This window comes from Streptomyces adustus (assembly GCF_009377175.1).
GTDB lineage: Bacteria > Actinomycetota > Actinomycetes > Streptomycetales > Streptomycetaceae > Streptomyces > Streptomyces adustus.
The window spans coordinates 1-13800 of the sequence record NZ_VJZD01000241.1; the positions used below are offsets into that span (position 1 = coordinate 1).

A 13800-nucleotide genomic window follows, 5' to 3' on the forward strand; every position below is an offset into this window, starting at 1 on the left:
GCGTCCCGCCCCACCCCGGCCCCGGCGCAGGTCGTCCCGGCGGGAGGGACCGCGTCGGCCCTGGGGCCTGTCCGACAATGCGCGTCGTCGCCGCCGGGCAGAGGCAGACGGGAATGGTCAGACAGGCCCTAGTAGGACTCCGTTAGGTCTTCCTATCGGTGCTGATCAAGAGCATGTTGAGTGTGTGGACGCACATGAAGTGAACCGTGTCCGGGCGATGTTGGCGTTATACGTCGCTGATGTGTTCGCGTCGGTGCCGCGCAAGGACCAGCGGGCCAAGGGCGACTGCTATCTGCGGGGACTGATGCTGGAGGGTCGCCGCAAGTCGATCCAGGCGATGGCCGCGCGGCTGCCGGACGGCAACGAGCAGAACCTGCAGCAGTTCGTGAACCAGTCGACCTGGGATCCCGTGCCGGTGCAGCGGCGGATCTGCGAGCGGATGCTGCCATTGATCAACCCGGTGGCCTGGGTGATCGACGATGTGTCGGTGCCCAAGGACGGGAGAATGTCGGCCGCGGTGGCCCCGCAGTACTGCGGGGCCCTGGGCAAACGGGCCAACTGCCAGGTTGCGGTCAGCGTCCACGCCGCGACCGATACCGCTTCCTGCCCGTTGCAGTGGCGCCTGTTCCTGCCACAGGAGTGGGCCTCGGACACCGACCGCCGGGCCCGCACCCGCATCCCGCCCGAGGTCACGCACCGCGAGAAGTGGCGCCTGGCGCTGGACATGCTCGACGCCCTGGCCTCCTGGGGCATGACACCGCCGGTTGTGGTGGCCGATGCCGCCTACGGCACCAACGCCCGCCTGCGGACCGCGCTGTCCGAGCGAGGACTGTCTTACGTTCTGGCGGTCCGCTCGGATATCAGTGCCCACCCCTTCGACGCGACACCCGTGGCGCCGCCCCGCGACGGGCCCGTCGGCTGCTGGCCCCAGCCGCGTTACCGGCAGGCCGCACCCTCGCTGGCAGCCCTGGCCGACGACCTCGGACAAGAGGCATTCACCCCTCTCACCTGGCGGAACGGGTCGCGCGGGGCGTTACGCTCCCGCTTCGCAGCCGTGCGCGTCCGCCCGGCCGGCAAGGCCGTCGAGCGTCCGATCAAAGCTGCCGCCTCCGCCGGACAGGGCTGGTGGGACGGGATCCTGCCGGACTGCTGGCTGCTGATCGAATGGCCCGCCGGCGCCAAGGCACCAACCGATTACTGGCTGTCCAACCTGCCTGCCGACACACCGGTCACCGACCTGGTCCGTCTGGCCAAAGTCCGCTGGCGCATCGAGCACGACTACCGCGAACTCAAACACGGCCTGGGCCTGGACCACTTCGAGGGCCGGTCCTGGCCCGGGTGGCACCACCACGTCACCCTCGTGACCGCCGCCCACGCCTTCCTCACCGAACAGCGCCTGGCCCCAAAAGCGCCCGCACCGGTCTCACCCTCTACCAAGTCCTCGACGCCCTCCAGGACGTCTTGAGGTGCTGGACCGGTGTCTGCACTACCTGCCACCAAACCCTGCCCGCCAGGACACACACGACGCCAAGATCGAGATAGACCTAACGGAGTCCTACTAGATGCGGTACGCGCCCGTCGGTACGCCGCGGGCGGCGCCGTACGGGGTCAGCGCGACGACACCGGTACCCCGCGACGGGGTGTCGGCACCGATGTCCAGGGGACTGAACCCGATGGAACGGGCGATGTCCGGCGCCAGGTCATGGGCGGCCCAGCGCCATTCGTCCTCGTCCTCCTGGCTCTCCCGCGCGGCGTCCCACTCGGGGCTGAGGCCCAGTTCGGCCCGGCGGGCCCGCTCCAACGACAGGGGCTCGCCGAGGGTCAGCAGTTCGTCCTCCCCCTCGCCGGTCTCGCAGTAGCGCCGGAGCACCGTTCCCCGCTCGGCGACGAGCCAGGCGGAACCGTCGCCCTGCCCTCCGTAGTAGTACGCCTGGGCCCGTCCGTAGCGGGCGCTGAGCCGGGTGCACAGGCGCAGGACGTCCGCGCCGCGCTCCTCGCCGCACGGATCGCACCAGGCGCCGAGGACGAAGGTCCAGCCGTCGAGCTCCGGGGTGACGAAGACCCGCTCGTTGCCGTCGTGCTCCGACGTGTCGCTTCCGTGGCCGTCGGCGTCGACGATGTCGTTGCCGAGCGCGAAGGTCACGGGTCTGGGCTCGGTAAGGCCCAGGGTCCGCAGTATCCCGGCCTGGTCCCCGCTCGGCACGGCGATCCAGTGGTTCCAGCAGGCCCACAGCGGCTCGGGCCGGTCGTCCGGGAGCTTGAGGCGGATCAGCCGTTCGATCGCGGCCCGGTCGGCGTCGGACAGCGCCGGTTCACCGCCCAGTTCGGCCAGCACCGTCAGCGCCCGCGCCCGCTGCCGCCCCGGACCCTGCTCCCTGACGCGCCGGAGCAGCGGGATGATCCGCTCGCGCTGGAGCACCAGGGCATTGACCACCTGCCGGCCGACCTCGTCGTCCGGATCGCCGAGCAGCGGCAGCAGCGCGGTGGTGGCGGACCGGGCGCCCTCGCCGCAGCGCTGGATCCCGCGGACGGCGGCAGCGCGTACGAGCGGCAGGGGATGCGCGAGTGCCGCCGTGTACCAGGCCAGGGCATCCTCGCCGAGGGCCGTGAACACGAAACCGACCCGTCTGCGGGCCTGGTCGGTGGGCGCGGAGACCAGCCCCTGGAGCAGGCCGTCGAAGCCGGGCCGCCCGAGCCGTCCCAGTACGGCGGCCAGCTGCCGCGAGTCCACCGGGGACGCCTCGTGCCTCACCTCGCGGACCAGCCGCGCCACCCCGTCGGCGCCGAGCGCGACCAACGCGTCCGCCGCAGCCGCACGCTGCTCGGGCACCGCGAGGTCCCGTACCAGGTCGATGTCCACCCACAAACCCCTCCCGCCGGACCGGACCGGAGTCCCCGGCCTTCATCATGGCGCACGCCTCCGACACCGGCCGGAGCGCTCGTACCGCTCGCGGAAGGAGTGGGTCACTTCGGGTCGCGGGGGTCGGGGTGACCGGGCCGGTGATGCTCGGTCAGGACCGTGAGCAGACGGGTGAGTTCGCTCCGCTCGTCGGGGTCGAGCGGAGCGAGGAGTTCGCGCTGGGCGTCGGTGACGAGCCCGTCGAGGTGCTCCCGGCGGCGTCGGCCCTCGGCGGTGAGGGTGATGACGTTGCGGCGGCGGTCCGCCGGGTCCGCCGCGCGGCGCACGTACGCGGCGTCCCCGAGCTCGTTGAGGACGGCGACCATGTCACTGCGGTAGATGCCGGTACGGCGACTGAGCTCCGCCTGGCTTGCGGCTCCGTCCTCGGCGAGCGCGGTCAGCACGGCGAAGTGCCACTTGCGGGCGTCCGCGGCGGCCAGCCGCTCGTTGACGAGCCGGTCCGCGACGGCCGCAACCCCGGCGATCAGGCGACTGGGGATGGCGCGCAGCCGGGCCGGGGTGGGTTCTGGGGTCGCGCTCACGGGAGTCCTCCGCCTCTTGCGTTAGTGTCACTAACATTCTACATTCGTTAGTGTCACGAACGTTAGGGCTCCAAACGAATCCTCTGGAGTGACTTCCATGATCAAGCCGTTCCGCATCGACATCCCCCAGACCGACCTCGACGACCTGGCCGATCGCCTCTCCCGGACCCGTTGGCCCAACGAGGTCGCCGACGCCGGCTGGGACTACGGCTTCCCGCTGACGCGGCTGAAGGAGCTCGCCGAGTACTGGCGCACCGGCTACGACTGGCGTGCGCACGAGGCCGAGCTCAACGCACTCCCGCACTTCACCACCGAGATCGACGGCCAGAACATCCACTTCGTCCATGTCCGGTCCGCGAATCCCGACGCGCTCGCGCTCGTCCTCACGCACGGCTGGCCCGGTTCGTTCCTGGAGTTCCTCGACGTGATCGAGCCGCTGGCACGCGACTTCCACCTGGTGATCCCGTCCATCCCGGGCTACGGCTTCTCCGGGCCCACCCACGAACGCGGCTGGGACGTCGTCCGCGTCGCACGGGCCTGGGCCGAGCTGATGCACCGCCTCGGCTACGAGCGATACGGCGCACAGGGCGGCGACTTCGGCTCGGGCATCTCCACGGCGCTCGGCGCTGTGGCACCCGAACACGTTGTCGGAGTCCACGTCAACTACCTGCCGACACGCCCCGACCCGGATGCCGACATCGAACTGTCCGCGACGGACGAGGCCCGGCTGGACCGGATCAGGCAGCTGATGGCGAACCGTCCGCCGTACCAGGCCCTCCAGGCCACCACCCCGCAGACCCTCGGCTACGCGCTGACCGACTCACCGGTGGGCCAACTGGCCTGGATCGCCGAGCGCTTCGCCCAGTGGAGCGACCCGCGCGCGCCGATCAGCGACGAGCGCATGCTCACCGACGTCTCGCTGTACTGGCTGACCGCCACGGCCGCTTCGTCGGCCCGACTGCACCGTGACACGGCACGGGGCACTGCGCCGTGCCCGGTGCCGGTCGGTGTGGCGGTGTTCGCGCACGACATCACCCAGCCGGTGCGGCCGCTGGCCGAGCGGCTGTACGACATCAGGCACTGGTCGGAGTTCGACCGCGGCGGCCACTTCGCCGCGATGGAGACGCCGGAGCTGCTCGCCGAGGACATCCGGGAGTTCTTCCTGACCCGCCTGAAGGACGACCGGCCCGCCGTCGCCGACTGACGGGCGACGACGGGGCCGCCCTGGAACCGGTCGCCCCTACGCGAACGCCAGAACGCGGTCGAGCGCCGCCCGGCCCGCTGGTCCCCAGGACGGCTTGCCGCCGGGAAGGCCTCGGTCCCCGGCCTGGCCCACGAGGAGGAGGGCGAGGCTCTTCGCGGCGGCCAATCCGCGTGCGCGCCGGATCATCGCCTCGTCCGCAGTCGCGTAGGCGTCGAAGAACCGTGTTGCCGCGCCCGCGGGCAGGAGTACCCACGCGGCCGCGAGATCGACCGCGGGGTCGCCCGTGCACATGTCGCCGAAGTCGATCACACCCGAGAGGGTGCCGTGCGACACGACGACATTCGCCGGGTGCAGGTCGCCGTGCACCCATACGGTGGGCCCTGCCAGTCGGGGGCCGCGAGGGCGTCGTCCCAGAGGTCCCGGACATGGTCCTGGACGTCGACCGCGGCGCCTCCGGAGACGACCTCCTTGAGCATCCGTGCGAAGCCGTCCGTGAGCGTCGCCAGGGGGACTCCGCGATCCGCGCTGACGGGCGCGTCGGCGGGCGCGGCCGTGTGAAGGGCCCCGAGGAAGGCCGCCAAGGTGTCGGCCGCACGGGCGTCGCCGATGGGGACGCGGTCCGCGGGATCGCCGGGAACCCAGGCCGCGATGGTCCACGGCCGCGGAAAACGTGCGGACGGTCCACCGATCCGTATGGGGGTCGGGACCGGCAGCGGAAGGCGCGGCGCCAGGGCCGGCAGCCACCGGTGCTCCTTGCGCAGCAGGGACGGCGCACGCTCCGTGCGGGGCATCCGCACGGCCAACTCGCCCCCGAGACGCCATAGTTGGTTGTCCCAGCCGCCGTCCACCGCACGCAGGTCCAACCCCGCGAGGTCGGGATGCTGTTCGCTCACCAGGGAGCGCACCAGGTCGTCGTCGATCTCGAAGCCGTCCATGAGCCCACCCAACCATCCCGGCGGAACGGGAAGGCGGGTCGCGTCGTGAGCACCGCCGGAACGGTATGTGTGTTGCACGCCACATGACGGAAGTGCATAGCGGAGCGGGGGTCGGTGTCTTTCTTCAAGGTGCGAGGGTGTGCTGCGGCGGATGTGGCCGCCGACCGGGAGTCAAGGGGGGTGACGCCGATGGGGCGGTCGCGGTCCGAGGAGTTCGACCGCTTCGTGACGGCTCGGTGGCCGGCGTTGCTTCACCTGGCCCGGCTGCTCACCGGCGGGGACCGGCACCGGGCGGAGGATCTGCTCCAGGAGGCGCTGGTCAAGCTGTGGTTCGCCTGGCCGAGGGTGGCCGAGCAGGCACCGGAGGCCTATGTGCGCAGGGTCCTGGCCCGTGCCGCGGCCCGCTCGGCACGGCGTCGCTGGTGGGGCGAGCACCCCGTGGAGCGGCTGCCCGAGCCGCCCGAGGCGGCGGACGAGGTCGCCGCCGTGGACGAACGGACCCGGCTGGAGGCCATGTTGGCGCTGCTTCCGGCGCGGCAGCGGGCCGCGGTGGTGCTGCGCTACTACCAGGACCTGCCGGAGCAGCATGTCGCGGAGATCCTGGACTGCCCGGTGGGTACCGCCCGTTCGCTGACGGCACGCGGCGTCGCACGGTTGCGGCGGCTGCTGGCCGAGTCGGTCGAGCCGGTCGAGTGAAGAAGGAGCCATGGATCACTTCGAGCAGGAGCTGACACGCCTGATGCGTGACAGCCGGGAGGACACGCCCTACGAGGAACGGCACCGGCGTCGCCTGCACGCCGCCGTCCGCGCCCGGCGGCGGGCCCGCGCGGCCTGGTTGGCCACCGGATCCGCGCTGGCCCTGGCTGGGCTCGGCGTCGGGCTGGTGTTCCTGGCGAGCGCCTTCGCCCAGGTCGGGAGCGGCTCTCGGCAGCCCCGCCCGGTCACCTCCGCCGAGTCGGTCCCGATACCGACGGCCGCGCGCTCCGCCTCCGCCGCCCATGGGGTGCCCTCGCCCCAGGCCCGTCACCAGCCAGAGAGCTCCCCACGTGATCCCTGAGAACGCGCCCGCACCCGTCGCCGAGCCGCACCGGGCGCCAATCGGCCGGCCGGACTCCTGGGAGCGCCGGCTGCGCCGCTTCGGGTACGTCGAGCGGTCGTACGCGTCCCTGCGGGACCGCCTGGTGGTGCCGTTCCCCGAACCGGGAACACGGCCGTGGCGCATGCTCGGCCTTTCCCCGGCTGCGGCGGACCGGGCGGCGCGCTGGTCGGGCTGGGGCGGGCCGCTGCTGGTGACGCTCCTCGCCGGACTGCTGCGCTTCTGGCGTCTGGGCAGCCCGCGGGCGATCGTGTTCGACGAGACGTACTACGCCAAGGACGCCTGGTCGCTGCTGCGGCTCGGCTACGAGGGAAGCTGGCCGGACCGTACGGTCGCCGACCCGCAGATCCTGGGCCGTCCCCAGGTGATCCCGCTGTCCGACGCCGGGGCGTTCGTCGCGCACCCGCCCACGGGCAAGTGGGTGATCGCCCTCGGCGAGTGGATGTTCGGCCTGGATCCGTTCGGCTGGCGCTGCATGACGGCGGCGCTCGGCACGCTGTCGGTGCTGATGCTGTGCCGGACCGGACGCCGTCTGTTCCGTTCGACCCTGCTGGGCTGCCTGGCCGGAACGCTGATGGCGGTGGACGGCCTGCACTTCGTGATGAGCCGCGCCGCGCTGCTCGACCTGGTCGTCATGTTCTTCGTGCTGGCGGCGTTCGGATGCCTGCTCGTCGACCGGGACCACGCGCGGTCCCGGCTGGCGGCACGACTGCCGGCCGACGAGGACGGCCGGGTGCGTCCGGACGCGTCCACCGGTGACCGGGCCGGGACGGGCGCGCGTCCGTGGCGGATCGCGGCCGGCGTCTGCCTGGGACTGGCGGCCTCGACCAAATGGAACGGGCTGTACTTCCTCGCCTGGTTCGCGGTCCTCACCCTGCTGTGGGACGTCGGCGCCCGCCGGGTGGCGGGGGCGCGCCGGCCGTGGCGCGCGGTGCTGCGCAAGGACCTCGGCTGGTCGGTGCTGTCCCTCGTCCCGGTCGCGGTGGTGACGTATCTGGCGACCTGGACTGGCTGGTTCCGGTCCGACGACGGCTACGGGCGCCACTGGGCGGACGGCCGGGGCGGCACCTGGTCGTGGATCCCGGCCCCGCTGCGCAGCCTGTGGCACTACGAGTACGACGTCTACCGGTTCAACGTGGGACTGCACACCCCCCACAGGTACGAGTCGAATCCCTGGAGTTGGCTGGTCCTCGGCCGCCCGGTGCTGTTCCACTACGCCTCACCGCGCCCCGGGACGGACGGCTGCCGGACCACGGCCGGCTGTGCGCAGACGATCCTCGCCCTGGGCACCCCGCTGCTGTGGTGGTCGGCCTGCTGCGCTCTCGTGTACCTGCTGCACCGGTGGGCGCTGCGCCGCGACTGGCGCTGCGGCGCCGTGCTGGGCGCGGTGGGGGCCGGCTATCTCCCCTGGTTCCTGTACCAGGACCGGACGATCTTCTCCTTCTACGCGGTCGTCCTCGTGCCCTATCTGTGCCTGGCCGTCACGATGACGCTGGCCGCTCTGCCGGGGCCGCCGGGAGCGACCCGCGGGCGCCACGCCGGGGGCGTGGTGGCCGCGGGTGTCCTCGTCCTGCTCATCGCCTGGAACTTCATCTGCTTCTGGCCCCTGTACACCGCCCAGACCATCCCGATCGACACCTGGCGGTCGAGGATGTGGCTGGACACCTGGGTCTAGTCACGGCAGCCCGACCGCCAGGCGCGCGGATGCGTCAGTCGAGGTCCGCCTGCCACAGGTCGGGGCCGAACACCTCGTACTGGATGTCCTGGGGCGGGACACCGCGTTCGAGCAGCCTGTTGCGCAGGGGCTGCATGAACGCCAGCGGGCCGCACATGTAGTACACCGCGTCGTCGGGCAGTTCGACCTGCTCGATGTCCATCAGCCCCGGGAACACTCCGGTCACCGGCTCGTTGGTCACCGCTCCGTCGTCGTACCAGACGTAGAGTTCCGCGTTGGGCAGCTCCAGGATGTCGCTGACCACCTGGCGGCGCAGCGCGAAGGACGCCTCGTCGGCGTCGGCGTGGAGCATGGTGATCGGCAGCCGGGACTCGGCCTGCACGAGGTGCGAGAGCATCCCGGCCATCGGGCTGATCCCGATGCCCGCCGTGGCGAACACCACCGGGCGTCCCGAGTCGTCGAGCACGACGTCGCCGTAGGGAAGCGACACCGTGAGGACGTCGCCCACCTCGACCGAGTCGTGCAGGAAATTGGACATCTCGCCGTCGGGTTCGCCGCCGCCGTGGACCCGCTTGACCGAGAACTGGCGGTGCTCACCGTCGTCGGCCCGGGTCAGGCTGTACTGGCGCGGCTGGCGCACCCCGTCGGGCATGGTCATCAGCACGGTGACGTACTGGCCCGGGAGCGAGGTCGTCACCAGACGGTCGTCGACCCGCTTGAGCACGAAGGTGACGACGTCGGCCGTCTCCTTGATCTTCTTCTCGACCTCCCACTTCCGCCACACCGTCTCCGGTGTGACGCCCCGCGCGCTGTAGAGGCCGCGCTCCTGGTTGATCAGGGCGTTGGCCATCAGCCAGTAGACCTCGTCCCAGGCCGCGGCGACCTCCGGGGTGACCGCGTCGCCGAGGACGTCGACGATGGCCCACATCAGGTTGTCGTGGACGATCCGGTACTGGTCGGGGCGGATCCCGAGGGACGCGTGCTTGTGCGCGATCCGGTTCAGCAGATGGTCCGGCGACTGCTCCGGTGTCTGCACCAGCCCGCCGGCGAAGGCCGCGATCGAACCCGCAAGGGCCTGCTGCTGGTCGCCGTGGGCCTGGTTGCCCCGGTTGAACACGCCGTCCAGGAGTTCGGGGTGCTCGGCGAACATGTGCTTGTAGAAGCGCTGGGTGATGTCCCCGATGTGCTGGGCGACCACCGGAAGCGTGGCGGCAACGACGGGCCTGGCGGTGTTCGAGAGCATGTCGGGTCTCTCCAGCTGGGGTGAGGGACAGCGCGGAACGTCTCGTCGGGGCTCAAGGGCACGCAAACCGCCGCCGATTGGCACGAAGGTACGCAATCGCGGCGGGTGCGGCAATGAAGCGGCACGGCGTGCCTGCCGCCCACCCTAGGAGCGGGCCGCCGGTGCCGCACTTCGAGTCACTGCTTGAAGGAGTCCTTGGTCCGCTCCTTCGCACCCCGCATCGCGCCCCGTGTCTGGAGGGCGGCTCCCTTGGCCGCGACGGTGTCGTTGTGTACCGCGTGAGCCACCTTCCGAATGGCCTTTCCCACGACCTGCTCGGCCTTCGCCTTGGCCTTCTCCCCGGCACTCATCTCCGCACCTCCGTCGGGACCGCCGTCGAGTTCCAGTCGCCGCGTGCCCGTGCGGCGGGCAGTCGAAACGCTCGTGGGTCAGCCGGGCGGTTCGGGCGGGAGCAGCGTGCCCAGCGGGCCGAGGTCGAGGTTCAGATCCGCCATGGTCAGTCCGTAGCGCGCGCAGAGCTCGGTCATGCGGTCGTGCAGGATCATCAGGGTGACGCCGAGTCGCTCTTCCTCCTCCTCGGTGAGGTCTCCCTGGTCGACGCGGTGCAGCGCCTGCCGCTCCATGAGCTGGCGCAGCAGTTCCACCAGGGTGAGGACGAGCCTGACCAGATCGCGTTCCACGGTGTCGGGATCGGTGGTGATACGGCGGGCGGGGCGCGGCGGGGAGCCGCCTGCCGTATGCGGGATGTCGTCCGGTACGGCGGGCAGCAGCCGGAACGCACGCGTGGCGGCGTCGGCGATCTCGCCGAGGCGGTCGGCCGGAGGGTCACCCTGGCCGTTCACGGCGCGGCCTCGGTGTCGTCGGAGTCCCCGGACACCACGGACCCTTGCCACGGCGACGGGTTCTGCGCGCTCACCGAGACGATCAACGCCCGCAGGGAGATGCGCACGAGGTCGATGTCCGCGATCGACAGCACGACGTCGCCGGTCAGGACGACACCGCCGCTGAGCAGCCGGTCGAGCAGATCGATGAGGGCCACCTGCCGCTGGGCCAGTGGCTCGCTCCCGGACAGCCCGTCGACCCCGCTCATGGCGCCTGGTCCGGTGCCCGCGGCTCCGTACCGGGCAGAGTGGCGAAGGAGTACGGGGCCCAGGGACCGGTGACGTCGACGCGGACGCCGGACAGTCCCTCGGCGGCCCGCAGAATCTCCGCGCGGAAGGCCTCCGCGTTCTCCCGCGCCACCAGATAGGCGTCGTTGACGACGTTCTCCCCGGGCTCGGAGGCGAGTTGCCCCTGCTGCACGCGGTGGCGGGCGTGCCCGACGGCCACCGCCTCACCTATCTCCTCGACGCGTTCGGCGGCCTGGTGCGCGGCGCGGTGGGCCTCGTCGCGCGAGTGCCGCTGGGCCCGGCGCGCTCGCAGATAGGCCCGCCCGACGCCGAGGCCGTCGTCCGCGGCGGGATCGACGGGGCCGGCGGTCTCCGCCCGCGGTTCGACGTAGATCTTGACACCCCACTCGATGTGCCCGGTCAGCCGGTCGAGTGCCCGCGTGAACATCTCCGAGTCCTCACGCAGGGCCCCGCGTACCCGGTCCTCGTCGAGGTACACGGTGGCCAGTCGCAGCGGCAGCACGGTGGTGTGCGCGGACAGGCGCTCGATCACGGTGTGGTGGGCGCGGGCCACCGTCTCCAGCCAGTCCAGGTCCTCCAGATGGCGACGCAGGGCGCTCTCCTGGAAGTCCTGCGCGGGCACCGTGCTCACGACGGCCGCGAGGCCGCTCCCGGGCCCCTGCGGCACGAGGTGCACCGGCCTCCCGGCCACACCGACGACATCGGCCAAGGCCTCGTCGAGCCCCTCGACGTCGTGGCGCACCACGGCGTAGGCGTAGGCGACGGCATCACTCATACTGGTCACTCATCCCGCGCCTCGGCGCTGCGTCGGCTCTTGGACGATCGCGGGGCGCTGCGCCGCCGTACGGCCGGCTTCTCCTCGGCGACCTGCTCGTCCTTGCCGGAGGACAGCTGCCGCTCCTCCTTCAGTGCCTCGATCTCGGCGCGCAGACGCTTGATCTCCAGGGAGAGCTCGCTGTCGCCGTGGGCTCGGGAGGACAGCGAAGGATCGTGCTCCCACCAGTCGATCCCCATCTCCTTGGCTTTGTCGACGGAGGCGACGATCAGGCGGAGCTTGACGGTGAGGAGTTCGATGTCGAGCAGGTTGATGCGGATGTCCCCGGCGATGACGATCCCTTTGTCGAGGACGCGTTCGAGGATGTCGGCCAGGTTCGTCGACGATCCTCCCTGGGAGTACGGGGACGCGGCCCGGGAGGGGTACGAACTCAGCCGGTCGACAGGGCGATCGGTCACGCGGCCACCTCGATTCCGGATCAGTGCGCGGTGTCACCCCGCCGGTAGGCGGCGATCTCTTCCAGCCGGTCGAGCAGTTCGTCCTCGCGTGCGTCGAAGGTCGCCTGGTCGATCCGTCCTTCGAGCAGTTCCTTCTCCAGCGCGGCGAGCGCACGTTCCACCGGTTCGGGGTCGTAGTACTCCTGCTCGGCGGCCTCCACCACCCGGTCCACGACCCAGCCCACCCCCCGCACGGGCGCCAGCGGGAGCGTGAGGATCTGACCGATCAGACCCATGAGCAGTACCTCTCAGACGAAGCTGTACGGGGGCAGGGGGCCGCGCAGCCGGAGCTCGCACTCCTCGCCTGCCCGAGGGCGAGGAGGACGAATACGCCGACGACGAGTACGACGACGACGCATACGAGCAGGACGAGGAGGAGCCGGAGGACGAGGAGGAGCGAGAGGACGAGGAAGAGCCGGACGGGGAGGCGGAGTTGGAGGAAGACGAGGAGTGGGAGGACGAGGAGGAGCCCCAGGGCCGGGCTGCCGAGGAGGACTGACGGCTCGACGGCATCGCGGCCGCCGAGCGTCGCGGTGTCGGTCGTCAGAACGCCGACAGCGTGAGGGTGAAGCCGGTCGGACTGGTGTCCTGGACGTAGGAGGCGAAGTCCGCGACGTCGTCGAAGGCGAATCCGTACGCCTTGCCGTCCACGGTGGCCGCGTGGATCGCCTTCGCGTAGTGGTTGGTCAGGCTGCCCTGGTAGAAGGCGGCCGGGTCGGTGGCGGGCTGGGCGATGTCGGCGAGCAGCGTGGAGCGGTTGAAGCCCGCGCCCAGGACCGCGGCGACGGGGCCGGTGGTGCCGTCGTTGGGCGCGGCGAGGTTGCCGTCGCAGAAGAGGACGTCACGGGTCGAGGGCTTGGCGAAGGACACGGAGGCCGGTCCGTCGAAGGTGAACCGGTCGGCGCGCACCCGGCCGGTGAACGTGCCGGCGTTGGTGGTGACCTTGAGGTCCTTGCCGGTGTACGTGCTCCACACCGTGTCGATGTACGGGGCGAAGTAGTCCTTCTTGAAGATGCCCGCGTCCAGGCCGTGGCCGGGGGCGATGATGCGGGTGTCGTCCACGACCAGCGGCGCGAACTCCTCGATCTGCTTGACGGCGGCGAAGGCGGCGGCGCGTCCGCCGGCGCGCAGGGTGCCCGTCGTCTGGTCCTTGTCCCCGGTGAGGCGGATCGCCATCGGGACGCTGAACATGTCGACCATGGTGGTGTTGCAGAACATGCCGGCCGCGTTGTGCGTGAACTCGGCGCAGTCGTGCAGCACCCCGTAGTTGGGGTCCGAGGTGACCCATCCGGCCGGGTACTGGAGCGCCGCGTTGCCGTTGCCGTCGGTCACGACCTTGAACTTGAGCTTCTGGCCGAGTGCGACGTAGATGCGGCCGGACATGAACGGCAGGGACAGCTTGGTGTCGCCGCTGCCCGCGAGCGGGATGGCGTAGTCGGTGAAGCCGTCGGCACCGTTGTCGGACAGGGCGATCGGGGCGACGGTGCCGTCCGGGGTGAGCCGGACCTGCTTTCCGTCCAGGTTGCCGACCACGTAGAGGTGCACGGAGGCGTTGTCGAACGAGCCGCTCTTGTTGACGATGGTCATCGGGAGCGAGCCGGTCGCCGCGGTGGTCCTGGCGTCGGACTGGTCGGCGAGCGCGTAGGGGGCGATGGCCGCGATCGCCGGGATGCCCACGGCCGCGCCGCCGAGAGCGAACATCATCTTGCGGCGGGTCAGGTTGCGCTGGTGACGGGGTGCCATGTGGGGGTGCTCCTTACGGGGCGGCCCCGGCCGAGGCCGGGGCGCTCGGGGGGAATGGAGG

At 71.2% G+C, this 13800-nt stretch carries 15 protein-coding genes and 1 pseudogene; 5 read left to right on the forward strand and 11 right to left on the reverse strand.

Annotated elements, in window-relative coordinates; genetic code table 11:
• Positions 1-184: 184 nt before the first annotated feature.
• A complete protein-coding gene (locus FNH09_RS37300) occupies positions 185-1465 on the forward strand; it encodes an IS701 family transposase (RefSeq protein ID WP_162469688.1) in 1281 nt (426 codons plus the stop codon).
• Between the two features lie 93 nt (positions 1466-1558).
• On the opposite strand, the gene FNH09_RS46850 is transcribed toward FNH09_RS37300, so the two are convergent.
• Both FNH09_RS46850 and FNH09_RS37310 read right to left on the reverse strand, forming a co-directional pair.
• Positions 1559-2860 carry a HEAT repeat domain-containing protein gene (locus FNH09_RS46850; protein WP_156110849.1) on the reverse strand — a complete coding sequence of 434 codons (1302 nt, stop codon included), beginning with the start codon at positions 2858-2860 and terminating at the stop codon, positions 1559-1561.
• Between the two features lie 104 nt (positions 2861-2964).
• Positions 2965-3441, reverse strand: coding sequence for a MarR family transcriptional regulator (locus FNH09_RS37310; RefSeq protein ID WP_162469689.1), 477 nt, complete (start codon positions 3439-3441; stop codon positions 2965-2967).
• Positions 3442-3538: 97 nt separating this feature from the next.
• Between FNH09_RS37310 and FNH09_RS37315 the strand changes: the two genes are divergently transcribed.
• A complete protein-coding gene (locus FNH09_RS37315) occupies positions 3539-4645 on the forward strand; it encodes an epoxide hydrolase family protein (protein WP_152894314.1) in 1107 nt (368 codons plus the stop codon).
• Between the two features lie 36 nt (positions 4646-4681).
• On the opposite strand, the pseudogene FNH09_RS37320 reads toward FNH09_RS37315, so the two are convergent.
• A pseudogene (locus FNH09_RS37320) lies at positions 4682-5580 on the reverse strand (aminoglycoside phosphotransferase family protein).
• A gap of 189 nt (positions 5581-5769) precedes the next feature.
• On the opposite strand from FNH09_RS37320, the gene FNH09_RS37325 reads away from it, so the two are divergent.
• The 3 genes from FNH09_RS37325 to FNH09_RS37335 all read left to right on the forward strand — a co-directional run bounded on the left by FNH09_RS37325 (position 5770) and on the right by FNH09_RS37335 (position 8351).
• A complete protein-coding gene (locus FNH09_RS37325) occupies positions 5770-6276 on the forward strand; it encodes a SigE family RNA polymerase sigma factor (protein ID WP_152894315.1) in 507 nt (168 codons plus the stop codon).
• Between the two features lie 10 nt (positions 6277-6286).
• Complete coding sequence (locus tag FNH09_RS37330) at positions 6287-6637, forward strand: hypothetical protein (RefSeq protein ID WP_152894316.1); 351 nt, start codon at positions 6287-6289, stop codon at positions 6635-6637.
• A gap of 163 nt (positions 6638-6800) precedes the next feature.
• Complete coding sequence (locus FNH09_RS37335; protein ID WP_152894324.1) at positions 6801-8351, forward strand: dolichyl-phosphate-mannose--protein mannosyltransferase; 1551 nt, start codon at positions 6801-6803, stop codon at positions 8349-8351.
• A gap of 34 nt (positions 8352-8385) precedes the next feature.
• Here FNH09_RS37335 and FNH09_RS37340 read toward each other — a convergent pair whose 3' ends face one another.
• The 8 genes from FNH09_RS37340 to FNH09_RS37370 form a co-directional block, all read right to left on the reverse strand.
• Entirely contained in the window at positions 8386-9594 is a 1209-nt protein-coding gene (locus FNH09_RS37340; protein ID WP_152894317.1) for a globin domain-containing protein, read from the reverse strand.
• A gap of 176 nt (positions 9595-9770) precedes the next feature.
• On the reverse strand, positions 9771-9944 hold the full coding sequence (locus FNH09_RS47890; RefSeq protein ID WP_202919839.1) for a hypothetical protein: 174 nt from the start codon (positions 9942-9944) through the stop codon (positions 9771-9773).
• Between the two features lie 78 nt (positions 9945-10022).
• On the reverse strand, positions 10023-10436 hold the full coding sequence (locus FNH09_RS37345; protein ID WP_162469691.1) for a gas vesicle protein GvpK: 414 nt from the start codon (positions 10434-10436) through the stop codon (positions 10023-10025).
• The gene (locus FNH09_RS37350; RefSeq protein ID WP_152894318.1) at positions 10433-10684 is read right to left on the reverse strand and encodes a gas vesicle protein; all 252 of its coding nucleotides are present in this window, start codon (positions 10682-10684) and stop codon (positions 10433-10435) included. The genes FNH09_RS37345 and FNH09_RS37350 overlap by 4 nt, the downstream gene beginning before the upstream one ends.
• Complete coding sequence (locus FNH09_RS37355; RefSeq protein WP_152894319.1) at positions 10681-11499, reverse strand: GvpL/GvpF family gas vesicle protein; 819 nt, start codon at positions 11497-11499, stop codon at positions 10681-10683. Before FNH09_RS37355 ends, FNH09_RS37350 begins: the two co-directional genes overlap by 4 nt.
• Before the next feature lie 5 nt (positions 11500-11504).
• Complete coding sequence (locus FNH09_RS37360; RefSeq protein WP_338017807.1) at positions 11505-11957, reverse strand: gas vesicle protein; 453 nt, start codon at positions 11955-11957, stop codon at positions 11505-11507.
• A 20-nt stretch (positions 11958-11977) separates the two neighbouring features.
• Complete coding sequence (locus FNH09_RS37365) at positions 11978-12232, reverse strand: gas vesicle protein GvpG (protein ID WP_152894320.1); 255 nt, start codon at positions 12230-12232, stop codon at positions 11978-11980.
• 307 nt (positions 12233-12539) lie between these two features.
• Positions 12540-13739, reverse strand: a complete 1200-nt coding sequence (locus FNH09_RS37370) for a beta-1,3-glucanase family protein (RefSeq protein WP_152894321.1) — start codon at positions 13737-13739, stop codon at positions 12540-12542.
• Between the last annotated feature and the right edge of the window lie 61 nt (positions 13740-13800).